This window comes from Frigoribacterium sp. PhB118, assembly GCF_003751725.1.
Taxonomy (GTDB): domain Bacteria; phylum Actinomycetota; class Actinomycetes; order Actinomycetales; family Microbacteriaceae; genus Frigoribacterium.
This window is the reverse complement of the sequence record NZ_RKID01000001.1, coordinates 1,071,987-1,094,816: the sequence shown is the minus strand read 5'-3', so window position 1 is coordinate 1,094,816 and position 22,830 is coordinate 1,071,987. Positions and strand designations below refer to the sequence as shown.

19 protein-coding genes and 1 tRNA gene are annotated in these 22,830 nt (G+C 71.5%); 15 read left to right on the top strand and 5 right to left on the bottom strand.

The features are described 5' to 3' along the window. The first annotated feature begins 31 nt into the window (after positions 1-31). Together EDF21_RS05000 and recR are read left to right on the top strand one after the other, a co-directional pair. Positions 32-2,572, top strand: coding sequence for a DNA polymerase III subunit gamma and tau (locus tag EDF21_RS05000; RefSeq protein ID WP_123570491.1), 2,541 nt, complete (start codon positions 32-34; stop codon positions 2,570-2,572). A gap of 3 nt (positions 2,573-2,575) precedes the next feature. Beyond that, on the top strand, positions 2,576-3,175 hold the full coding sequence (recR, locus tag EDF21_RS04995) for a recombination mediator RecR (RefSeq protein ID WP_043595550.1): 600 nt from the start codon (positions 2,576-2,578) through the stop codon (positions 3,173-3,175). A gap of 41 nt (positions 3,176-3,216) precedes the next feature. Here recR and EDF21_RS04990 read toward each other — a convergent pair whose 3' ends face one another. Next, a complete protein-coding gene (locus tag EDF21_RS04990; protein ID WP_123570490.1) occupies positions 3,217-4,026 on the bottom strand; it encodes a DUF1206 domain-containing protein in 810 nt (269 codons plus the stop codon). A 137-nt stretch (positions 4,027-4,163) separates the two neighbouring features. On the opposite strand from EDF21_RS04990, the gene EDF21_RS04985 reads away from it, so the two are divergent. The 8 genes from EDF21_RS04985 to EDF21_RS04950 all read left to right on the top strand — a co-directional run bounded on the left by EDF21_RS04985 (position 4,164) and on the right by EDF21_RS04950 (position 13,406). Further along, positions 4,164-5,429 carry an aspartate kinase gene (locus tag EDF21_RS04985; protein ID WP_056046470.1) on the top strand — a complete coding sequence of 422 codons (1,266 nt, stop codon included), beginning with the start codon at positions 4,164-4,166 and terminating at the stop codon, positions 5,427-5,429. Between the two features lie 118 nt (positions 5,430-5,547). After that, positions 5,548-6,600, top strand: a complete 1,053-nt coding sequence (locus tag EDF21_RS04980) for an aspartate-semialdehyde dehydrogenase (protein ID WP_123570489.1) — start codon at positions 5,548-5,550, stop codon at positions 6,598-6,600. Between the two features lie 129 nt (positions 6,601-6,729). After that, complete coding sequence (locus EDF21_RS04975; RefSeq protein WP_123570488.1) at positions 6,730-8,211, top strand: malate:quinone oxidoreductase; 1,482 nt, start codon at positions 6,730-6,732, stop codon at positions 8,209-8,211. A gap of 78 nt (positions 8,212-8,289) precedes the next feature. Next, the gene (locus tag EDF21_RS04970; RefSeq protein WP_123570487.1) at positions 8,290-9,477 is read left to right on the top strand and encodes an Rv2578c family radical SAM protein; all 1,188 of its coding nucleotides are present in this window, start codon (positions 8,290-8,292) and stop codon (positions 9,475-9,477) included. A gap of 177 nt (positions 9,478-9,654) precedes the next feature. Continuing rightward, complete coding sequence (locus EDF21_RS04965) at positions 9,655-10,896, top strand: sensor histidine kinase (RefSeq protein WP_123570486.1); 1,242 nt, start codon at positions 9,655-9,657, stop codon at positions 10,894-10,896. Next, complete coding sequence (locus EDF21_RS04960; RefSeq protein WP_123570485.1) at positions 10,893-12,065, top strand: hypothetical protein; 1,173 nt, start codon at positions 10,893-10,895, stop codon at positions 12,063-12,065. The genes EDF21_RS04965 and EDF21_RS04960 overlap by 4 nt, the downstream gene beginning before the upstream one ends. Continuing rightward, a complete protein-coding gene (locus EDF21_RS04955) occupies positions 12,052-12,801 on the top strand; it encodes a response regulator (protein WP_082460304.1) in 750 nt (249 codons plus the stop codon). Before EDF21_RS04960 ends, EDF21_RS04955 begins: the two co-directional genes overlap by 14 nt. Beyond that, a complete protein-coding gene (locus EDF21_RS04950; RefSeq protein WP_056046465.1) occupies positions 12,801-13,406 on the top strand; it encodes a thymidine kinase in 606 nt (201 codons plus the stop codon). The genes EDF21_RS04955 and EDF21_RS04950 overlap by 1 nt, the downstream gene beginning before the upstream one ends. A 142-nt stretch (positions 13,407-13,548) precedes the next feature. Here the strand turns inward: EDF21_RS04950 and EDF21_RS04945 are convergent. From EDF21_RS04945 to EDF21_RS04935, 3 genes are all read right to left on the bottom strand, one after another. Continuing rightward, positions 13,549-13,625: transfer RNA gene (locus EDF21_RS04945), tRNA-Pro, on the bottom strand. A gap of 78 nt (positions 13,626-13,703) precedes the next feature. Further along, the gene (locus EDF21_RS04940) at positions 13,704-14,624 is read right to left on the bottom strand and encodes a metallophosphoesterase (RefSeq protein WP_123570827.1); all 921 of its coding nucleotides are present in this window, start codon (positions 14,622-14,624) and stop codon (positions 13,704-13,706) included. A 44-nt stretch (positions 14,625-14,668) separates the two neighbouring features. Next, complete coding sequence (locus EDF21_RS04935) at positions 14,669-17,227, bottom strand: transglycosylase domain-containing protein (RefSeq protein ID WP_123570484.1); 2,559 nt, start codon at positions 17,225-17,227, stop codon at positions 14,669-14,671. 50 nt (positions 17,228-17,277) lie between these two features. Here EDF21_RS04935 and EDF21_RS16830 point away from each other — a divergent pair, with 50 nt between their 5' ends. Together EDF21_RS16830 and EDF21_RS04930 are read left to right on the top strand one after the other, a co-directional pair. After that, positions 17,278-17,436, top strand: a complete 159-nt coding sequence (locus EDF21_RS16830; protein WP_167599048.1) for a hypothetical protein — start codon at positions 17,278-17,280, stop codon at positions 17,434-17,436. Then, a complete protein-coding gene (locus EDF21_RS04930; RefSeq protein WP_123570483.1) occupies positions 17,436-17,906 on the top strand; it encodes a RidA family protein in 471 nt (156 codons plus the stop codon). The genes EDF21_RS16830 and EDF21_RS04930 overlap by 1 nt, the downstream gene beginning before the upstream one ends. A gap of 69 nt (positions 17,907-17,975) precedes the next feature. On the opposite strand, the gene acs is transcribed toward EDF21_RS04930, so the two are convergent. After that, complete coding sequence (acs, locus tag EDF21_RS04925) at positions 17,976-19,928, bottom strand: acetate--CoA ligase (protein WP_123570482.1); 1,953 nt, start codon at positions 19,926-19,928, stop codon at positions 17,976-17,978. Between the two features lie 369 nt (positions 19,929-20,297). Here acs and EDF21_RS04920 point away from each other — a divergent pair, with 369 nt between their 5' ends. The 3 genes from EDF21_RS04920 to EDF21_RS04910 all read left to right on the top strand — a co-directional run bounded on the left by EDF21_RS04920 (position 20,298) and on the right by EDF21_RS04910 (position 22,810). After that, positions 20,298-21,380 (top strand): TadA family conjugal transfer-associated ATPase, encoded by a 1,083-nt coding sequence (locus EDF21_RS04920; RefSeq protein ID WP_123570481.1) that lies wholly within the window; start codon positions 20,298-20,300, stop codon positions 21,378-21,380. After that, a complete protein-coding gene (locus EDF21_RS04915; RefSeq protein ID WP_123570480.1) occupies positions 21,377-22,429 on the top strand; it encodes a type II secretion system F family protein in 1,053 nt (350 codons plus the stop codon). The genes EDF21_RS04920 and EDF21_RS04915 overlap by 4 nt, the downstream gene beginning before the upstream one ends. A 102-nt stretch (positions 22,430-22,531) precedes the next feature. Further along, entirely contained in the window at positions 22,532-22,810 is a 279-nt protein-coding gene (locus EDF21_RS04910; protein WP_056046454.1) for a DUF4244 domain-containing protein, read from the top strand. Positions 22,811-22,830 lie beyond the last annotated feature (20 nt).

The window sequence follows — 22,830 nt, the reverse complement described above, 5'->3', positions numbered from 1 at the left end:
CGTTGTCGGTCGCCCCGACTACTCTTGCTCTGTGGTCACCGCCCTGTATCGCCGTTACCGGCCAGAGAACTTCGCCGAGCTCATCGGGCAGACGCAGGTGACCGATCCGCTCCGCACGGCACTCCGCACCAACCGCGTGAACCACGCCTACCTCTTCAGCGGGCCGCGCGGTTGCGGCAAGACGACGTCCGCGCGCATCCTGGCCCGCTGCCTCAACTGCGCCCAGGGTCCGACCGACACCCCGTGCGGCGTCTGTGCGTCGTGCGTCGAGCTCTCACGCGACGGCGGCGGCTCGCTCGACGTCATCGAGATCGACGCGGCCAGCCACAACGGCGTCGACGACGCCCGCGACATCCGTGACCGGGCCGTGTTCGCCCCGGCTCGCGACCGCTTCAAGATCTTCATCCTCGACGAGGCCCACATGGTCACCCCGCAGGGCTTCAACGCCCTGCTGAAGGTCGTCGAAGAACCGCCCGAGCACGTCAAGTTCATCTTCGCGACCACCGAGCCCGACAAGGTGATCGGCACCATCCGGTCCCGCACCCACCACTATCCGTTCCGCCTCGTGCCCCCGGCCCAGATGCTCGAGTACGTCCACGAACTCTGCGAGAGCGAGTCGGTCGAGGCGGCCCCGGGCGTGCTGCCGCTCGTGGTCCGCGCCGGCGGCGGGTCGGTGCGCGACACCCTCTCGCTCCTCGACCAGCTGATGGCCGGCAGCGAGGACGGCGCCATCCAGTACGAGCGCGCCGTCGCGCTGCTCGGGTACACCCATGCATCGCTGCTCGACGACGTCGTCGAGGCGCTGGGCGCCCGTGACGGCGCTGCCGCGTTCGCTGCGGTCGACCGCGTCGTCCAGACCGGGCAAGACCCTCGGCGGTTCGTCGAAGACCTGCTCGAACGCCTGCGCGACCTCATCGTCGTCGGGGCGACCGTCGAGGGTGCCTCGGCCGTGTTGCGGGGCGTCACGGCCGACGAGCTCGACCGTCTCGTGCACCAGTCGCACGCCTTCGGCGCCGCCGAGCTGTCGCGCTCGGCCGATGTCGTCAACCGCGCTCTCACCGACATGACCGGGGCCACCTCGCCTCGGCTGCACCTCGAACTGATGATCGCGCGCGTCCTCGTCCCCGAGAGCGACCAGACCGGCCGGGGCGCCCTCGCCCGGGTCGAGCGCCTCGAACGACGCGTCGGGGTCGAGGGCTCGGGCTCCGGTCCGTCCGCCGCGCCCGGTCCGTCCGCTGCGCCGTCGTCGCAGGGGGCTGCCCGGCCGGCCGAGGTCCGGCCCGCGGCGGGCCGATCGACGCCTCCCGTCGCCGCGTCGGCTCCGACCGCGCCGGCCCCGTCCGCCTCGCCCGTCGAAGCCACGCCGTCGACCGAGGCGGCGGGTGGCCCGTCGGCCGTCGAGAGTGCGACGGCGTCCTGGGCGACGGCCGCTCCGTCGACCTCTGCCACCCGGGCCGACCCGGCAGACTCCGCCACGCCGACCGAACCCGCGCCTCCGTCCGCACCGCACTCGGCCGCGTGGGCACAGACCCCCGATGCCGGCCAGGCGTCCGGGGGCGGCGCGGCTCCCGTCACGCTCCAGCAGTTGCGTGACAGCTGGCCCGAGATCGTCGAGGTCGTCCAGAAGGCGCGGCGCACGGCGTGGATGGTCGTCGTCACGGCCACCGTCGTCGACTTCGTCGACGACGTGCTGACGCTGGCCTTCCCCAGCGCCAACGACGTCGAGAGCTTCAAGCGGCCGCAGGGCGCGGCCGAGGGCGTCAGCGAGTACCTGCGACGCGCGATCGTCGACGTCCTCGGCGTCAAGGTGAAGTACATCGCCCGCGTCGAGGGCGACGGGCCCGCGGGCCCGACCCCCACGGGTGCACCCGTCGACGCCGCCGCCCCTCCCGCCACGTCGGGTGCGCCGCGAGAGATCGGTCGGTCGACCACACCGGCGCCCGAGGCCGGACGCCAGCCGTCCGGGCCCGCGTCTGCGGGGTCGGCGCCGTCCGAGACGGGCCGGGCCACGGCCCCCGCCGCGACGTCGTCGGCGCCCGAGGCCTCCGCGTCGCCGGCGCCGAGCCCGTCCCTGGCTCCCGCGCCGGCTTCGGCGCCCGAGGCCGCCGCGCGGTCCGGCGCCCCGGCGCCCGCGTCCGCCGGGCGATCCGGCGCTCCGGCGTCCGCGTCCGCCGGGCGGTCCGGCGGCTCGACCCCCGTCACCGGGTGGGACGTCGCCCCCATCCCGCAGACCCCGCCCCCCGAGCCCGACGAACCCGAGCACATCACCGAAGAACCGCCCGGCGGCGTCCCGACGGTCGACGCCGCGCCTCCTCCGCCCGAGGTCGACGTGCCCCCGGCTCGCCCCGCCGCCGCCGCTCCGTCGCCCTCCACAGCGGCCACCAGCACACCGACCGCCTCCGCCGGTGCCGGTCCGTCGGTGGCCGAGCGTCGCGCGGCGACCGGTGACCCGCGTCGGGGCATCCCCACCGGGTCGCGCTACGGCGAGGCCGTCGTGCGCGAGATCCTCGGGGCCCAGTTCATCGAAGAAGAGACGATCGCCCCCCGGGTCACGCCTCAGAGAAGCGAGTAGCGCGTGTACGAAGGCATCGTCCAAGAGTTGATCGATGAATTCGGTCGCCTCCCCGGCATCGGGCCCAAGTCGGCGCAGCGCATCGCGTTCCACATCGTGCAGAACGAGTCCTTCGACACGTCACGCCTCGCCGAGCTGCTCGTCGACGTCAAGACCAAGGTGCGTTTCTGCGAGATCTGCGGCAACGTGAGCGAACAAGAGACGTGCAACATCTGCCGTGACCCGCGTCGCTCGCCCGCCACGATCTGCGTCGTCGAAGAGGCCAAGGACGTCCAGGCCATCGAGCGGACCCGCGAGTTCCGCGGTCTGTACCACGTGCTCGGCGGGGCGATCAGTCCCATCGACGGCATCGGTCCCGACGATCTGCGCATCCGCCAGTTGGTGCAGCGTCTCGCCGACGACACCGTGCAAGAGGTCATCATCGCCACCGATCCCAACCTCGAGGGCGAGGCGACCGCGACGTACCTCTCCCGGATGCTCGCGCCCTTCGGTCTCCGGGTGACGCGACTGGCCTCGGGGTTGCCCGTGGGCGGCGACCTCGAGTACGCCGACGAGGTCACGCTCGGCCGCGCCTTCGAGGGCCGCCGGCTCGTCTCCGAATGACGACCCGCGCCTCCTGAACCCGTCCGGCGCGCGCCTGCCCGTCAGAGGCGGGCGCGCCGTGCCCGCACGGCGCAGTACGCACCGTAGGCCATGAGCCCCAGGGCGACGGCCGTGAGCACCACCACGCCGAACGGGAGGGCCGCGAGGGCCTTCAGCGCGCCGTCGAGCCCCGTGGCCTCGCTCGGGTCGGAGGTGACGGCCGCGACCGCGAACAGCACCCCCACCACGCCCAGGGCGATCCCCTTGGCCACGTAACCCGTGACGCCGAGGGCGACCGTGCCCCGTCCCGCCGCACCGCCCGGCAGCGTGAGGTCCTCGCGGAACTTCTGCTTCACGCCCTTCACGACGAAGTAGGCCCCGATCGCCACGATGGCGAGCGCGACGACGACGAGCAGCACGACGCCCCCGGGTGCGGAGAGCAGCCGGGCGCTGAGCGTCTGGGTCTGCCCCGAGCTGTCCGACGACGAGCCCCGGGCGAAGGTGAAGGCCGTGAACCCGACGGCGAGGTAGGCGACGCCCTTGCCGCCCTCCTTCGCGCGCTCGGCCCAGGCGTCCTTGTCCGTCCCGCGGACGAGAGCGGCCTCGAGCAGCTGGAAGAGGCCGAGGCCCCAGAGCCCGACGACGATCAGCCAGAGGAGGAAGACCCCGCCCGGGCGGGACGCGAATTGCCCGAGGGCACCGCCCTGGTCGGCCTCGCCTCCACCTCCGAACGCGACGCCGAGGGCGATCACGCCGATCACGACGTGGAGCAGGCCGTTCATGGCGAAGCCGACGCGGGCGGCGGTCCTGAGGGCGCGGCTGTCCTGGAGGCGGCTGGCGGCGCCGCGGGCCTGGTCGGTGGTGTCGGGCATCGGTCCACCGTAGGGGAGAGGCGCCGATGACGCCCCGCGACCGACGTACGTCACACGCTCTCGACACCGAATAGAATCGCCGGACGCAGGCGTGAGCCGTCCTCCGGCGCGCCCAGTCCCCCTTCTCAGGAGTCACCGTGAGCTTGATCGTGCAGAAATTCGGCGGGTCGTCCGTCGCCGATGCCGAGAGCATCAAGCGCGTCGCCAAGCGCATCGTCGAGACGCGGAAGGCCGGCAACGACGTCGTCGTGGCCGTCAGCGCGATGGGCGACACCACCGACGAACTGCTCGACCTGGCCAACGAGGTCAGCCCGCTGCCCGGCGGTCGCGAGCTCGACATGCTGCTCACCGCGGGCGAGCGCATCAGCATGGCCCTGCTCGCCATGGCGATCCGCAGCCTGGGCGTCGAGGCCCGCTCGTACACCGGCAGCCAGGCCGGCATGATCACCGACGCCCAGCACGGCAAGGCCCGCATCGTCGACGTCACGCCCGGACGGGTGCGCGACGCGCTCGACGCCGGGTACGTGGCGATCGTCGCCGGCTTCCAGGGGTTCAACCGGTCGACGGGCGACATCACGACCCTCGGTCGCGGCGGCTCCGACACGACCGCCGTCGCCCTCGCCGCGGCGCTCGACGCCGACGTGTGCGAGATCTACACCGACGTCGACGGCGTCTTCACGGCCGACCCCCGCGTCGTGCCCAAGGCCCGCAAGCTCGACCGCGTCACGAGCGAAGAGATGCTCGAGCTCGCCGCCGCCGGGTCGAAGGTGCTCTACATCCGTGCCGTCGAGTACGCCCGGCGTCACGGGGTCACCCTGCACGTCCGCTCGTCGTTCAACAACAACGAGGGCACGCTCGTCGTCAACCCGAAAGAGGGAGAGAACGTGGAAGAACCCATCATCAGCGGGGTCGCGGGCGACCTCAGCGAGGGCAAGATCACCGTCGTCGGCGTCCCCGACGTGCCCGGCAAGGCCGCCCAGATCTTCCGCACGGTCGCCAAGACCGGCGCCAACATCGACATGATCGTGCAGAACGTGTCGGCGGCGTCGACCAGCCGCACCGACATCTCGTTCACCCTGCCGAAGTCCGAGGGGGCCGTCGTGCTCCAGGCCCTCGAGTCCGACCGGGCCGAGATCGGCTTCGAGTCCCTGCAGTACGACGACCAGATCGGCAAGCTGGCCCTCGTCGGCGCGGGCATGCGCACCAACGCGGGCGTCTCGGCGCGGCTGTTCACGGCCCTCTTCGAGGCCGGCATCAACATCGAGATGATCTCGACCAGCGAGATCCGCATCTCGGTGGTCACGCGGGCCGACACCCTGAACGACGCCCTACGCGTCGTCCACTCGGCCTTCGGCCTCGACGCCGAGGTCGACGCAGTCGTCCACGGCGGCACCGGCCGCTGACGCGACCCACCACCCGAGGAGGCGCGCGCGGCCACCGCACCGCGCCTCCCGACCCGGCTCCCACCGGGCCAGGACCCGCACCACCGAACCCCGCACCACCGAAACCCAGGAGGCACCCATGGCCGAAGGACTGCGCGTCGGCGTGATCGGCGCGACCGGACAGGTCGGCAAGGTCATGCGCACGCTGCTCGACGAGCGCGACTTCCCGATCGCCGAGATCCGCTTCTTCGCCACCGCCCGGTCGGCGGGCACGACCCTGCCGTTCCGCGGTGTCGACATCGTGGTCGAGGACGTCGAGACGGCCGACCCCGCGGGTCTCGACATCGCCCTCTTCTCGGCGGGCGCGACGGGCTCGCGGGCCCACGCGCCACGGTTCGCCGCGGCCGGGGCACTGGTCATCGACAACTCGAGCGCCTGGCGCATGGACCCCGAGGTGCCCCTGGTGGTCAGCGAGGTCAACCCCCACGCCCTCCGCGAGGCGGTCAAGGGCATCGTCGCCAACCCCAACTGCACGACCATGGCGGCCATGCCCGTGCTGAAGGTGCTCGACACCGAGGCCACCCTGCAGCGCCTGATCGTCAGCACCTACCAGGCGGTGTCGGGCAGTGGACTCGCCGGCGCCGACGAGCTGCTGCAGCAGACCCGTGCCGCGATCGAGGGCGACACCGTCGGCCTCGTGCACGACGGTCGCGCGGTCGACCTGCCCGAGCCGGTCACGTACGTCCGTCCCATCGCCTTCGACGTCATCCCGCTCGCGGGCAGCATCGTGGACGACGGCACGAACGAGACCGACGAAGAGAAGAAGCTGCGCAACGAGAGCCGCAAGATCCTCGAGCGCCCCGACCTGCTGGTCAGCGGCACGTGCGTCCGGGTGCCGGTCTTCACGGGGCACTCGCTCTCGATCAACGCCGAGTTCGCCTCGGACATCACGGCGGAGCGCGCGGAAGAACTCCTGCGCGACGCCCCCGGGGTGGTCCTCACCGACGTCCCGACCCCGCTCGAGGCGGCGGGAGCCGACCCCAGCTTCGTCGGCCGCATCCGGCACGACGAGGGCGTCCCCGGTCACCGTGGGCTCGCGTTCTTCATCAGCAACGACAACCTCCGCAAGGGTGCGGCGCTCAACGCCGTGCAGATCGCCGAGCTCGTCGCCGCCGAACGCGCCGTCGCCTGATCCGTCGACGCCGGTCGCCCGAGGGGCCGGTGATGCGTCGCACCCCGGTCTCTCGACATCGAGACACCGGGGTGTCGTGCTCCGGCGGCCACCCGGGGTCGCCGAGGGGGCCGGGCCTAGACTGACGTCGTGACCGATGCGAAGAAGCCCGTCGACGTAGCCCTCATCGGGGCAGGCATCATGAGTGCCACCCTCGGTGCCATGATCAAACAGCTCGAGCCGAGTTGGACGATCCAGATCTACGAGGCGCTGGGCGACGTCGCCCTCGAGTCGAGCAACCCCTGGAACAACGCGGGCACGGGCCACTCCGCCCTCTGCGAGCTCAACTACACGCCCGAGCGCTCCGACGGCACCATCGACACGTCGAGCGCCGTCAAGGTCAACGAGCAGTTCCAGGTGTCGCGGCAGTTCTGGTCGTTCCTCGTGGCCGAGGGGGCCCTGCCGCAGCCGGACGCCTTCATCAACTCGACCCCGCACATGAGCTTCGTCTGGGGCGAGAAGAACGTCGAGTACCTCCGCAAGCGCCACGAGGCCCTGCGCGAGCACCCGCTGTTCCAGGGGCTCGAGTTCAGCACCGACGCGTCCGTCATCCGGTCGTGGGCACCGGTCCTCATCCCGGGACGGGCGAAGGGGCAGCCGATCGCGGCGACGCGCATCGCCGCCGGCACGGACGTCGACTTCGGGTCCCTCACGCGCCTCCTCCTCACCTACCTGCAGGGCGAGGGGGCGATCCTCGAGGTCGACCACCGCGTCACGAACCTCACGAAGCTCGCCGACGGCACGTGGCGGGTGGCCCTCCGCAAGCAGGTCGGTGGCACGCCGACGACCGTCGACGCGCGCTTCGTCTTCGTCGGTGCCGGTGGGGGAGCGCTGCACCTGCTGCAGAAGTCGGGCATCGACGAGATCAAGGGCTTCGGCGGGTTCCCGGTCAGCGGTGAGTTCCTCCGTTGCGACGATCCCGCGATCGTCGGCAAGCACCAGGCCAAGGTCTACGGCAAGGCCGCCGTCGGCTCGCCCCCGATGTCCGTGCCGCACCTCGACACGCGCGTCGTCGACGGGCAGGCCAGCCTGATGTTCGGGCCCTACGCCGGTTTCAGCCCGAAGTTCCTCAAGCACGGCTCGATGTTCGACCTCTTCGCGTCGATCCGTGCCCACAACCTCTACCCGATGATCCGGGCCGGGCTCGCCAACCTCTCGCTCGTGAAGTACCTCGTGGGGCAACTGGCGGCGAGCAAGCAGACCAAGTTCGAGGCGCTGCGCGAGTTCATGCCCGACGCCGACCCGAAGGACTGGTACCGCATCACGGCCGGTCAGCGGGTGCAGGTCATCAAGAAGGACCGCAAGAAGGGCGGGGTGCTGCAGTTCGGCACCGAGGTCATCACGGCGGGCGACGGCACCATCGCAGGCCTGCTCGGTGCGTCCCCCGGGGCGTCCACGGCCGTGCCGATCATGCTCAGCGTGCTCGAGCGGTGCTTCCCCGACCGCATCGCGGCGTGGAAGCCCCGGCTCAACGCCATGATCCCCACGTACGGCGACGACCTCTCGTCCGACGAACGCCGGGCCGCGTCGACCATCGGGGCGACCGCCGAGGCGTTGCACATCCACGCCTGACGCCTCGTCCCGGGCCTCGCGTCCTCGTGCTGCGGGCCCCGGGTTGACCCTGGTTCGAACATGTGTTCGAATGGGGGAATGCGATGGTCCGAGCAAGCGGTCGACACCGAGAACGCCTCGGCGCTGCCCGGTCTGGCGCGATTGAACAACCTGATCACCTCCGTCACGACGCCCGAGTTCGCGGGGGTGACGTTCCACGAGGTGGTCGCGAAGAGTGCCCTCAACCGTGTGCCGGGGGGTGACTCGGCCCTCCCTTTCGGGTGGACGATCAATCCCTACCGGGGCTGCAGCCACGCGTGCGTGTACTGCTTCGCCCGCCCCACCCACGAGTACCTCGACCTCGACGGCGGCGACGACTTCGACCGGCAGATCGTCGTCAAGGTCAACGTCGCCGAAGTGCTCGCGCGTGAGCTGCACCGCCCCACCTGGCAGCACCACCCGGTCGCGCTCGGCACGAACACCGATCCCTACCAACGCGCCGAGGGCCGGTACCGGCTCATGCCCGGCATCATCGCCGCCCTCGCCGACTCGGGCACGCCCTTCAGCATCCTGACCAAGGGCACGTTGCTGCGGCGCGACCTGCCCCTGCTCGCCGAGGCGGCGCAGCACGTGCCCGTCGACCTGGCCATGTCGATCGCCGTCCACGACGACGACCTGCAGCAGTCGGTCGAGCCGGGCACGCCGACGACGGCGGCCCGCCTGGCCACCGTCTCCGCGGCCCGAGAGCTGGGGCTGTCCTGCTCGGTGTTCATGATGCCCGTGCTGCCGTACCTCACCGACGGCCTCGACCACCTGCACGCCGCGCTCGCCGCCGTCCGCGACTCGGGCGCGTCGAGCGTCATGTACAGCGCCCTGCACCTCAAGCCCGGGGTCAAAGAGTGGTGGTTCGCCTGGCTCGAGCGTGAGCACCCCGAACTCGTGGGCAAGTACCGTGCGCTCTACGCCCAGGGCACCTACGCCCCGACGGGGTACCGCTCCTGGCTGGCCGCACGGCTTCGGCCCCTGCTGCGCGAGTACGGCCTCGAGAAGGGGCAGGCCGACCCGGCCACGGGGTCGATGCGTTCCGCCGCACTCGACGACAGCGCGCGTTCCCTGCGACTGATGGGCCTCAACGGCACCGGCGCGGCCCCTGCCGCTGGGACGGGCGGCCTGGCGGACATCCCCGACCTGGCCGTCGGTGCCGGTGCCGGTGACTCCGCGGTCCCGCGCGCCCTCATCGCCCACGAACTGCCGGGCGGGGCCCGATCACAGCCGCGACTGTTCTGAGCCTCCGAGGACCAGAGGTCATCGGCACGGGGTGTTGTGCCCCGCTCGACCAGAACGGGGCACAAGAAGAAGCGCTCTGCCTGCGCGACACCCGCACTGGCCCCACATGTCGGGGTACAGCCCAGGTCCGGCTTCTGTCATGATCTGTCCTGACCACGAACGAGCCGAGGAGGCCCCATGCTGCTCGGCCTCCCTGCCCACCTGGCGCCGACGGCGCTCGGCGACTCGGTGTCGAGGGCCTGCCACGCGATCGCGGCCACCGTCCTCGCGGCGGCGGCTGCCCTCCTGCTCACGAAACAGGCCGCCACGCCCGATCTGTTGCTCTGGCCCGCTCTGGTCTCGCTCCTCCCGATGGTCGTCCTGCTCGTCGTGGTCGAGCGCACGCGGTCCACGACGGCCCACCTCGCCTACCTGATCGTCGGGACCGCCGCCCTCTACTGGTACGCCGTCACCCTCTTCTCGCAGGTCGCGGCGGTGCAGGCGTCGGACGCGTTCTCGCTCTCGTTGCCCAAGATCGCCCTCATCATGGTCGGCAGCACCGCCGTCGGGCCCCGCCGGGGTCTCCTCTGGGCTGCGGCGGGTTACGCGGCGGGCGAGCTCGCCACGCAGCTGGCGACCTGGCACACGGGGGCCTCCCTGCGGCTCGACGTGACCGCCCTGCTGGCCTTCGTCCTGGTCGCGGTGGTGACCGGTCACGCCGAGGCGTCGCGGGGACGCGCGCGGTCGGCTCAGCCGCGGCTGCACCGGTCCGCACTCGAGCAGCAGGTGCAGGGCATCCGTGTCGACATCGAGCAGCAGGCCGCGGCCCTCGTCCACGACACGATCCTCGGGCATCTCGCGGCCGTGGCCACCGCCCGCCCCGGTCCTCTGTCGCCCGACACCGCGCGGTCGATCGCGGCCGATCTCGAGCTCCTCGTGGGGCGCGACTGGCTCTCACCGGGGTCGGTGCCCTCCGAGGCCGCCGTGACGGCCGCCGACGGCTGGGAGGCCAGCCGACTGCACGCGGCCGTCGAGCAGTCGCGATCGGGCGGCCTCGAGGTGGCCGTGACCGGCGACGTCTCGGCCGTCGGTCGCCTCGACCCCGTCACCGGGGACGCCCTCGGCCTGGCGGTCGCACAGTGCCTCGTGAACGTGAGCCGCCACAGCGGGGTCGACCGGGCCGAGCTCGTCGTCTTCGGCGACGGCACCGACCTCACCGTGATGGTGATCGACGACGGAGTCGGCTTCGACACGGCGGCGGTGGCCCCCGACCGTCTCGGACTGACGGCGTCGGTCGAGGGCCGTCTCACACGCGTCCACGGTCACGTGCAGGTCTGGTCGTCCCCCGGCAGCGGGACGTCGATCGTCCTGCGGGTCCCGTTCGCCGCCGGGGCGCCGGTGGTCGGCGACGTCGCCACCGAGGACGGGGTGCCCGCGTGACCCTCCCCGCCCCTTCTCGTGCCCTCGGGCGCGCCTCCGATCGATCACCCCAGCAGGTCGACCCCCTCGGCGCCCTGGCGGCCCGACCGATCACCTTCGGGGCGGCTCTCGCCGCCCTGCTCGTCGCCGTGGTCGGCACGCTGCTGCGGGCCTCCGACGTGTCCTCGCCGGGGGCCGCGGTCGGTGCACTCGTCGCCGTGGCCGCGGGTGGCGTCGCACTCGTCGTGTCGGCCGGCCCCTTGCGGGCACCGTTCGGGCCGCGGGCGCTCTGGTGCGTCGCCGCGACGTGTGCGGTGGCGGGTGTCCTGTCCGCCCTGGCCACCTCCGGCAGCAATCCCTTCGTCCGGGACGACTGGGCGGGGATCGTCTCCGGGGTGCTCCTGCTCGGGGTGGCGCCGTACCGCTCGGCACGCGAGATCCTCGCCGCAGGAGGCGCCGTGGCCGTGGTCCTCGCCCTCGTGGTCCTGGTCGAGGCGCCGGGTTTCGTCACACCGGTGCCCACCGCGTCGTACGTCGTCGTCGCCCTCACCCCGTTGCTCGCCCTGACCGCCGCGTCGGCGACCTTCTCGGGGGTCTTCGTGGCCCATGTCGAGGGGTGGGTCTCGCGGGCCACGGGATTCCGCAGGGCCAGCACCGACGACCTCAGGGTGACCCTCGCCCGGTCGGTCCAGCAGGACCGTGTCACCGTCCTCAACCGCGAGGTGGTGCCGTTCTTCGCACGGCTCGTCGAATCCGGCCGGATCGTCGAGGGGGACGCCGACGAGGCCCGGCGCGTGGCCGACGCGTTGCGCGCCTCCCTGGTGGCCGACGCCGACGCGACGTGGCTGGCCCGGCGACTCGCCGCGCCCGGCCGCCGGGTGCCCGCCGAGGTCGTCGACCCCGACCGGCTCGCCGATCTCCTGGGCCCCGGGCACCGCACCGCCCTCTGGGCCCTCGTCGCGACGGTGGACGACGTCGAGGCCGCCGACGTCCGCTCGCTCCGGGTCCTGCTCGAGGCCGAGGAGGCGCGGGTGGGCGTCACGATCGAGCTCGCGTGCCGGGCCTCGGCCGTCGCCGCACGACGGTCGCTCGCCCCCTGTCTGACCGTGCTGCGCCTCGTCTCGGGCGACCTGCGGGTCGACCGGGCGCCGTCGCTTCTGACACTAAGGTTTTCTTATGACCAGCACTGAGCCGAGCGGCCGCTCGTCCCACCGTCCGGGCTTCGGGAGGCCCGTCGCATCACCTTCCTGGGCCACCGTCGGCCCGGGTTCCGAGGCACCGCCCGCTCGCCGTGTCCGGCTCGCGATCCTCGACGACCACGAGGTGCTCCTCGACAGCCTCAGCAGCTGGATCAACGTCAACGCCTACGACTTCGACCTCGTCCTGACGGCGCACACCTGGCTGCAGCTGGTGCACAGCGACAACTTCCCGACCGACCTCGTCTTCCTCGACTTCCAGTTGAAAGAGCCCGTCTCGATCGAGGCCCGCGTGCGCACCTGCCGGGCCGCCGGGGCCAAGGTCGTCGTGCTGTCCAGTCTCGACACCCGCGAGTCCCGCGAGCGTGCCCTCGAGGCGGGAGCGTCGGCGTTCCTGTCGAAGACCCTGCCCATGCGAGAGGTGATGGATGCGGCCCGCCAGGTCATGGGCGTCGCCCGCGACAACTCCCCGCAGCGCGACTGGCGTCCCCTGCCGGCCGGCGCCGCGAACCAGACCCGACCCAAGCTCAGCGCCGGCGAGGCCGAGGCGTTCCGGTTGTACGTCTCGGGGTTCAGCACCAACGAGGTCGCCGCGCAGATGAACGTGCAGTACGAGACGGCGAAGACCTTCCTCCGGCGCGTCCGCGAGAAGTACGCCAAGGCCAACCGTCCGGCCAGCAAGAAGTCCGAGCTCATCCGTCGGGCCGCCGAAGACGGTTACCTGCAGTAGTGGCCAAGCTCTACTTCCGCTACGGCGCGATGAACAGCGGCAAGAGCACGGCTCTGCTGCAGGCGGCGTACAACTACGAAGAACGCGGTCAGCGGGTCCTGCTCGCCAAGCCGGGCGTCGACACCAAGGGTGACGACGCCATCGTCTCGCGGCTGGGCGTGACCCGGGCCGCGGACGTCACCTTCGCCCCCGACGACGAGGTCCGCCAGGTCTTCTCGGCCCGCCGCGACGCCGTCCGGGCCGAGACCGGGTCGAGCCTGGCCTGTCTGCTCGTCGACGAGGCGCAGTTCCTGGCGCCGCACCAGATCGACGACCTCTTGCGCATCGCGATCCTCGACGACGTCCCCGTGCTGGCCTACGGCATCCGGACGGACTTCCGCACGGTGGCCTTCCCCGGTAGTCGGCGACTGCTCGAGGTGGCCCATTCGCTCGAAGAGCTCAAGACGATCTGCCGCTGCGGTCGTAAGGCGGTCTTCACGGCGCGCACGGTCGGTGACCGGTTCGTTTTCGACGGCGACCAAGTGGCGATCGACGGTCAGCAGGTGACGTACGAGTCGCTCTGCGGTGCCTGCTATCTCGCCGAGTCCGGCGGCCGCCTCGCCTGACCCGTGTCGCCCGAGGGCGAACCGGCGAACACGAGAAGAAACCGGCCCTACCGGAAGGTGGAGCCGATTCGTGTCGCCCGCAGGGCGAACCAACGAGCACAGAAGAACGAATGGCTCCACCCGAAGGTGGAGCCATTCGTTGTGGTCGGGGTAGCGGGATTCGAACCCACGACCTCCTCGTCCCGAACGAGGCGCGCTACCAAGCTGCGCCACACCCCGATGTCTTCGCGTTCTCACGTGAAGCAACCTGACAAGAATAGCCCATGTTCGGGCCTGCTCGTGTCACTCCGGTGATGCTCAGGCCGTCAGGGTCACGATCACGGCTTCGGGGCGGCACGAGAACCGCACGGGGGCGTAGATCGAGGTGCCCAGACCGGCCGAGATCTCGAGGTGTGCGGTCTTGCGGGCATGGCTCCAGGTCGTCAGACCGCTGACCTTGCTGCGCGGCAGGTCGCAGTTGGTGACGAGGGCACCGTAGCCGGGCACCTGGACCTGTCCGCCGTGGGTGTGACCACCGAAGATGACGTCGGCGCCGTTGTTGACGAACGAGTTGAGCACGCGTTGGTACGGCGCGTGGGTGACGCCGATGCTGATGGGCTCGGGTCCACCGTGGTCGTCCTGCCAGCCCACGTTCTCGCGGAGGTCGTCGAGGGCGCCGGGGATGCGGTCGAGGCGGTCCCAGCCGCGGTGGGCGTCGTTGACCCCGAAGAGTTCGAGTCGCGAGCCCCGCATCTCGAGCGCACGGGCCCTGTTGTTCAGGTCGAGCCAGCCGAGCTGGTCGGTGAAGAACGATTGCATCCGGTCGACGTCCAGGTCGACGGGCGTGCGGTGGGCCTTGCTCGGTCCGCCGAAGTAGGCCAGGGGGTTCTTGGGGGAGGGTCCGTAGTAGTCGTTGGAGCCGTTGACGAAGACCCCGGGGACGCCCCGGAAGGGCTCGAGCGCGTACTCGAGCGCGGTGTGGGCGTCCTCGTGGCCGATGTTGTCGCCGGTGTTGACGATGAGGTCCGGTTCGAGCACGGCGAGGCCGCGAATCCATTCCTGCTTCTCGGCCTGCCAGGGTGCCAGGTGCAGGTCGGACAGGTGCAGGATCGTCAGCGTCCGGGAGCCGGGCTCGAGGACGGGCAACACCTCGTGCCGCACGGTGAACCGGTTGCGTTCGACGAACACGCCCCAGGCAAGCGCCCCGAGGCCGACGGCCGCGCCCGCTGCTGCGGTCACGGCCGTCGTCTGGAGGGCGCTCGGCCCGCCGGTGCTCCGTGGGCTCACGCGCAGTTGCCCGGGTCGTTGCCGTCCTTGTCGCCGTAGACGGTCAGCCCGATGGCCGAGTCCTTCGCGACGGACGTGTTGGCGGCAGGATTCGTCGAGGCGACCTGGCAGGCGTTCTTCCCGTCTCCGGGCGTGAACCCCGCGATGGACACCTTGGACGCGTCGAACCCGGCTCCGCCGATCGACTTGACCGCGTCGCCCACCTTCTGCCGGGTCACGTCCGGGACCGCGGCCGCGCCGCTGCCGTCGCTGGTGAAGACCTTCACGGTCGTGCCCTTCGACACGACGCTGCCGACGGCGGGGTCCGAGCCGATGACCTGCCCGGCGGGCAGGGCTGACGGCTGGGTGCCACCGTCCGCGTAGGCCAGGGAGACGCCCCTCAGCAGCGCCTGGGCCGCCGACGGGGTCGTGCCGGCCATGTCGGGCACGGCGACGCCCGAGCCGCGGAGAACAGCACCGGAAGCCTCACCGAAGGCGCCTCCCGGGTACACGGTGTTGTTCACGCTCTGGACGGCCTTGAAGTACTGCACGCGGGCCGTCGCGTAGCTGGTCGAGCCGGCCAGGTTGGGGGAGTTGTAGCTGCGGAGGCTCTTCTTGGGGCCGTCCGCGACGCCCTGCCACACGGCCGTGGCGATCTTCGACGTCGCGCCGATGATCCAGATCTGGTCCTTGAGGTCGGTCGTGCCGGTCTTGCCGATCTCGGGGTAGCCGTCGGCCGGCAGGCCGCCGACGCCGGTGCCGTTCCGCCAGAGGCCCTGCATGGCCACCGCGGCGGCCGCGGCCACCTGCGGGTCGACGACCTGGCTGCACGACTGCGGCTGTCCGCCGATGTCGACGCCCTTGTCGTCCTTGATGTTGTCCACGATGATCGGCGAGCAGTAGACGCCGCCCGCGGCGATCCCGGCGTAGGCGGTCGCCATGGTCAGCGGCGCGATCTCGTCGGCCGTGCCGAGGATCGACGACGCGAAGTCGTGCATCTCGCCTCCGTCGGCACGGTGCACGCCGAGCTTCTTCGCGACGCCGTTGATGTCGGCGATGTCGAGCTTCTCGGCCATGGCCGCGTAGGCCGTGTTCATCGACTTGGCCGTCGCGTCCGCGACGCTCATCTGGCCGGGCTGCTCGCCCGCGTCGTTCTTGGGGGTGTACTTGTTGCCCCGGCTGCCGTCGATGGTCATGTTGAACGTCCGTGGCTTGGCGTTGACGCTCTCGTAGATGCCGTGCCCCTGCTCGAGCCAGTCGATGAGGGTGAAGGGCTTGTAGGTCGAACCGGGCTGGAAGCCGATCGATCCGCCGTAGTCCCGGTCGGTGCTGTAGTTCACCGAGGTGAGGGTGCGGTCGGGGCTCGACGTCTCGGAGAACGTGGTGTTCTGAGCCATCACGACGACCCGGCCGGTGCCGGCCTCGACGCTGTCGACCACGCTGCCCAGCTGGAAGTTGCTCTCACTGGCGGGAGCGTACTTGTCGACCTGCGCCTTGGCGTTCTCGTTGAGGTCGAGGTTCAGCGTCGTGTAGACGTCGTAACCGCCGGTGTTCCAGTTCGCCTGGCGCTCTTCGGGGGTGGAGCCCAGGACGGCGAGGTCCTTGATGCTCTTCTTCACGTAGTCGCAGAAGTAGGCGGCCGAGGGGACCGTGACCGCGCCGCAGCCCTGCGAGGGCGCCGTGAGGACGACGTAGCTCTCGACGGGCGTGGCCAGCGAGGCGTCCGCCGTCGCCTGGTCGATGTCCTTCTCGGCGAGCATCGACTTGATGATGACGTCGCGACGCGCCTTGTTGGCCGGGTACTTCTCGGGCGTCGACATGTTGCGCGAGTCCGGGTACTGGACGATCGCGATGAGGCTGGCGGCCTCGGGGACCGTCAGCTCGGCCGCGCTCTTGTTGTAGTAGTGCTGGGCGGCGGCCTGTACGCCGTAGGTCTGGTCGCCGAAGTACGCGATGTTGAGGTAGGCCAGCAGGATGTCGTCCTTGCTGTACTTCTTCTCGAGCCCGATCGCGAACTTCATCTCTTCCAGCTTGCGGTCGAGGGTCGTGGTGGTCGCCTCCTTGTAGGCGGCGTCGCGTTCGTCCGCCGTCGGCAGCTGCTGCGACTGCGCGATGCGGATGTTGCGGACGAGCTGCATCGTCAGGGTCGAGCCACCACCGCTGGCACCCAGCTCGCCGGCGCCCGCGGAGCCCACGGCCGCGCGCACGAGGGAGGTGACGTCGACGCCGCCGTGCTCGTAGAAGCGCCGGTCCTCGCCGGCGACGACGGCGGTCTTGAGGTTCGGGCTGACCTCGTCCCACGAGAGTTCGACGCGGTTCTCGCTGTAGAGGGTCGCGAAGGGGACCTGCTGCCCGCCCTGGGTCGCGTACAGCGTGTTGCGCTGCTGCAGCTTGCCGATCTCGATGTACTCGGGGATCGACTCGAAGACGCCGATCGAACTCGAGGCCGTCATGCCGGCGACCGCGATGGCCGGCGTCACGCCGATGGTCACCAGGAGGCCGGCCAGGACGCTGAAGCCGACGAATCCGAAGAGTGCCCCGATGGCGGACGTGGGCTTCGATTTTTGGGCAGACATAGGATCAGGGTAAGCGACATCGCCGATTTTCAAGCTGAACGGAAGCCGAAATGGTCCTTTGGGAGTACACGACGACGCCCCTGCTGGTGCACAACAGCACGGCGATCCTCAACAACTGGGGCTCCGACGGATGGGAACTCGTCCAGGTGACCCAGGGGCCCGAGGGTGGTCCCGTCGCGTGGCTGAAGCGCCCCCGGCAGGACGCCTGATGACGACGGTCGACGAGCGCCTGGCCGAGCTCGGTCTCGTCCTCCCTCCCGTCGCGGCACCCGCGGGCTCGTACGTCCCGGCCCTCCGCACGGGGTCGCTCGTCTACACCGCGGGTCAGCTGCCGTTCGTCGACGGTCAGCTGCCGACCACGGGCAAGGTGGGTGACGGTCACGGGCTGGTCGAGCCCGCCGAGGCGCAGGCGCTGGCGGCGACCTGCGTGCTGAACGCCCTGGCCGCAGCGGCGACGGTGCTCGACTCGCTCGACGACGTCGTCCGCGTCGTCAAGCTGACCGGTTTCGTCGCCTCCGATCCCGGCTTCTCCGGCCAGCCCGGGGTGATCAACGGCGCGTCCGACCTCCTCGGCCAGATCTTCGGCGAGGCCGGGCGTCACGCCCGGAGCGCCGTCGGGGTCGCGGTGCTGCCGCTCGACTCGCCGGTCGAGGTCGAACTCGTCCTCGAGGTCCGCTGACGCGCCTCCTCGTCCGGTCGTGACGACGGCCCCTCCTCTCGACGAGGAGGGGCCGTCGTCGCGCCGGGGTCAGCGCATCTCGGCGGTGATCACCGACATGACCGACGTGTCCGCCAGCGTGGTCGTGTCGCCGACCTCGCGGCCCTCCGCCACGTCCCTCAGCAGGCGGCGCATGATCTTGCCCGAGCGCGTCTTCGGCAGCTCGTCGACGAGCACGACGGTGCGCGGACGCGCGATGGCGCCGATCTGGTGGGCGACGTGCGCGCGCAACGCGGCCACCGCCTCCTCGGGTGTCTGCGTCGTCTTCGCCTTGTTCCGCAGGATGACGAACGCCACGACCGCCTGACCGGTGGTCTCGTCGGCGGCACCGACGACCGCCGACTCGGCGACGATGGGGTGCGACACGAGGGCCGACTCGATCTCGGCGGTCGACAGACGGTGACCCGAGACGTTCATCACGTCGTCGATCCGGCCGAGCAGCCAGATGTCGCCGTCCTCGTCGCGGCGGGCACCGTCGCCGGCGAAGTAGCGGTCGCCGAAGCGGCTCCAGTACGTCTCGACGTAGCGGTCGGGGTCACCCCAGATGCCTCGCAGCATCGACGGCCACGGCTCGGACACGACCAGGAGGCCGCTCTCGCCGTTCGCCACCGGGGTGCCGTGGTCGTCGACCACGTCGACCGAGATGCCCGGCAGGGGGGTCTGGGCCGATCCGGGTTTGGTGGTGGTGACGCCGGGCAGCGCCGAGATCATCTGCGCACCCGTCTCGGTCTGCCACCACGTGTCGACGATGGGCGTCCGGCCGGCGCCTATCACCTCGCGGAACCACAGCCACGCCTCCGGGTTGATGGGCTCGCCGACCGACCCCAGGAGGCGCAGGGACGTCAGGTCGCGGGCCGCCGGGATCTCCCTCCCGGACTTCATGAAGCCCCGGATGGCCGTCGGCGCGGTGTAGAAGATCGTCACCCCGTACTTCTCGACGAGGTCCCACCAGCGGCCCGGTGCGGGGAAGTCGGGGGTGCCCTCGTAGAGCACCTGCGTCGCACCGTTGGCGAGCGGGCCGTAGACGACGTAGCTGTGCCCGGTGATCCACCCGACGTCCGCCGTGCACCAGTAGACGTCGGTCTCGGGGTGCAGGTCGAAGACGACGGAGTGGCTGTAGGCGACCTGCGTGAGGTAGCCCCCGGAGGTGTGCAGGATGCCCTTGGGCTTCCCGGTCGTGCCGCTCGTGTACAGGATGAAGAGCGGGTGCTCGGCCTCGAACGGTTCGGCGACGTGTTCGGCGTCCACGGTCTCGATCGCGTCGTGCCACCAGACGTCGCGTCCGTCGGTCCAGTCGACGTCGTTGCCGCCTCGTCGGACGACGAGGACGTGCTCGACCGTCGAGTCGCCGTCCACCGCCAGGGCCTCGTCCACGGCGGCCTTGAGCGGGGAGACCGCTCCCTTGCGCCAGCCTCCGTCCGCCGTGACGACCAGGCGAGCACCGGCGTCGTCGATGCGCGCGCGCAGGCTCTCGGCGCTGAAGCCGCCGAAGACGACCGAGTGGACCGCTCCGATCCGGGCCACGGCGAGCATGGTCACCACGGCCTCCGGGATCTGCGGGAGGTAGACGACTACACGGTCGCCCGCCTGCACGCCGAGTGACAGCAGCAGGTTCGCCGCGCGCTTGACCTCGTCGGTGAGCTCGGCGTAGGTCACCGAGCGGGCGTCACCGGGCTCGCCCTCCCAGTGCAGCGCGACGCGATCCCCGTGCCCTGCCTCGACGTGACGATCGAGACAGTTGTAGGCGACGTTCAGGGTTCCGTCGGCGAACCACCGGGCGAAGGGCGCGTCCGACCAGTCGAGCGTCTCGGTCGGGACCCGGTCCCACGTGAGCCGCTCGCGGGCCTGGTCACCCCAGAAGGCGAGCCGGTCGGCGGCGGCTCGTGCGGCGAGGTCCGAGCCGGCGACGGCCGTCCGGACGAAGTCGGCAGGCGGGGCGAAGGTGCGTCCTTCGGTGGGCTGGTCGTCGGTGCCGTCGAGCATCGGAAGTCCTCTCGCGTCGTTGCGTGAACCGCGGCTCGGAGCCGCGCCGACGACCTTACTCCGGAGGTCCCACCGGGCATGGGCGGGCCGCGCGCGGGGGGAGGCCGGACGACGTGGTGTTCCGGAGCCGACCTGGGGTACACTTGGCGAGTCGGATTCAATTCCGACGTGCGTCGTGCTGATTCCCCCCAATCGCCCGGCGCACGTGGCGGCACCGGTTCCCCCCAACCGGTGCCGCCCCTCTCTTTTAACCCGGCGGTCGCCCGGGTGGATGGACGGCTCGTCCCCAAGGGCGTTCATCGACGATCCGTCCCCACGGTGCTCTACCGATCTGTCTGTGCTGACGAGACGCTGCCTACCGTCGGGACCATGTCCCATGCGCCTCAGGTCGACACTGCCGGTCACCCGTCCCTCACCCTCCGTCACCCTCCCTCCCGCTTCGCCCTGCCTCCCGTGCCGGCACTCGGCCTGGACCGGGGTACAGACGCTCGATTCGGGGTACAAGGGCGCCTCGCTCGACCCGAGCGTTCCGCCTTCGGGCCCCTGGGGCGCCTCCTCGACGATCCGGCCGTCACCGACGTCTTCGTGACCGGCGGCGTGGGCGTCTGGGTCGATCGCGGCGACGGGGCCGAGCCCGAGACGAGCATCCATCTCTCCGAGGCATCGGCTCGGCAGGTCGCGGTACGCCTGGTCTCGCTCGGGGGACGCCACGTCGACGAGTCGAGCCCGTGCGTCGACGTGCGCCTGGGCGACGGTCTCCGGGTCCACGTCGTCCTGCCTCCGCTGGCGGTCGCGGGGACGGCGCTCTCGATCCGGGTGCCCCGGGTCGAGTCGATGTCGCTCCTCGACCTCGATCGTCGGGGGTTCTTCCCCGCGGGGGCCCTCGAGGCGGTGATCGGCTGCGTGGAGCGCCGTGCCAACGTCCTGGTCAGCGGGTCGGGCGGGGCCGGGAAGACCACGTTCCTCGCCGCACTGTTGTCCGAGGCTCCCGTCTCCGACCGCATCGTGACCATCGAGGACGTCGCCGAGTTGCGGCCACGCCATCCACACGTCGTGGCGCTCGAGACGCGGCAGCCCAATCTCGAGGGAGCGGGTGGAGTCGACCTGTCCCGTCTCGTCCGCGAGGCGCTGCGGATGCGACCCGACCGTCTCGTCGTGGGCGAGGTCCGTGGGCCGGAGATCCGCGACCTCCTCTCGGCCCTGAACACCGGGCACGACGGAGGCGCGGGCACGGTCCACGCCAACGGTCTGGACGACGTCCCCGCCCGACTCGAGGCTCTCGGGGCACTCGCCGGGCTCGGGGTGGACGCGCTCGCCCGGCAGGCCGTCAGCGCGATCGACGCCGTGTTCCACCTCGAGCGACGCGACGGTCGTCGGAGGCTCGCCGAGATCGGCCATCTCGCGGTGACGCCCGAGGGGCGCCTGGTCGCGCGGACGGGGTCACGGGGGTGACCGGTGGTCCGAGCCGTCGTTCCGGGAGTCCGGGCCCCGGGCGCCGGAGGACGCGGCGGTCACGACTCACGCCGGCCGCCGTCCTGGTCGAACGCCTCGCCGTCCTCATCGGTGCAGGGGTCGCGCCCGCGAGGGCCTGGGGCCACGTCGGCGCGGCCGAACCCCCGGGCGCGATCCGACGGCTCGCCGAGGCGGTCGCGCTCGACGGCGGCGACGGCGTCGCGGTGTCGACGAGCCTCGTGTCCCGGCTCGACACCCGACCCTTCGAGGGTGCCCAGGACCCCGACGGGCACGACCGCACCTGGAGGCAGGTCGCCTGCGCCTGGCGCGTGGCCGAGACGAGCGGGGCCCCGATGGCCGATTGCCTCCACTCCCTCGTGTCGGCCCTCCGGTCGGCCGACGAGGCACGCCGTGACGTCCAGGTCGCCCTCAGCGGGCCACGGGCGACCGCGAACGTTGTCCTCGCCCTCCCGCCGGTGGGCCTCCTCTTCTCCCTGGGGCTGGGCTTCGACACCGGTGCGGTGCTCGTCGGCACCCCGATCGGTTGGGCGTGCGTCGGTGTCGCCGGAGGACTCGTGATGGTCGCCCGTCGGTGGAACGCCCGACTCGTGCGGGGCGCCCTCCCGTCGTCGAGGGTGCCGGGCCTGCGCCCCGAACTCCTCGCCGTGGCGTTGTCCGGGGGAGCCTCGTGGTCGTCCGGCCTCACCACCGTCGACGAGGCGATCGTCTCGTGCGGGATCGAGGCCTCGGTCACCGAACCACCAGGAGGCGCGGGCCCGGTCGGCGAGTCCGCCGACCGGGTCGAGCGGCGTCGGTGCGAGGCGGTCCTCGACCTGTCCCGTCGTGCGGGGGCACCGGCGGGGCTGCTCCTGCGCTCCGAGGCCCGCGAGCTGCGGCTGGAGGCCCGGACGGCCGCCCAGGCCGCCGCGGGCCGCCTCGGCGTCACCCTGATGCTGCCGCTCGGCGTGTGCATCCTTCCGGCGTTCCTGGTCATCGGGGTCGTGCCGCTGGTCGTCTCGCTCGTGTCGTCCACAGCGGGTTCCTGGTGATCGGTCGTCCCCAGCACGGAGCGACGTCTGCAGGCCGTCCGTGGAATGCCGCCAGGCTCGGAACGTCACCGATGAGGTGCCGACACCCACGAGAGGAACATCATGACCGTTGCCGAGACCCCGTCGCCCGCCGTCCCCACGTCAGGCCCTCCGTCCCCTGCTCGCCGTGCCTCCCCGGCCGGCCGCCTCGCCCCGTTCGGCCGCCTCGCCTCGGTCGCGCGTCGCGTCGCCCGGGCCGACGACGGTGCCGCCACGGCCGAGTACGCGATCGTGATCATGGCCGCGGTGGGCTTCGCCGGCCTGCTCGTCACGATCATGAGGTCGGACGAGGTCCGGAGCATCCTCTCCGACCTGGTCCGGTCCGCCCTGTCGGTCGGGTGATCGCCGTGGCGACCGGGGTC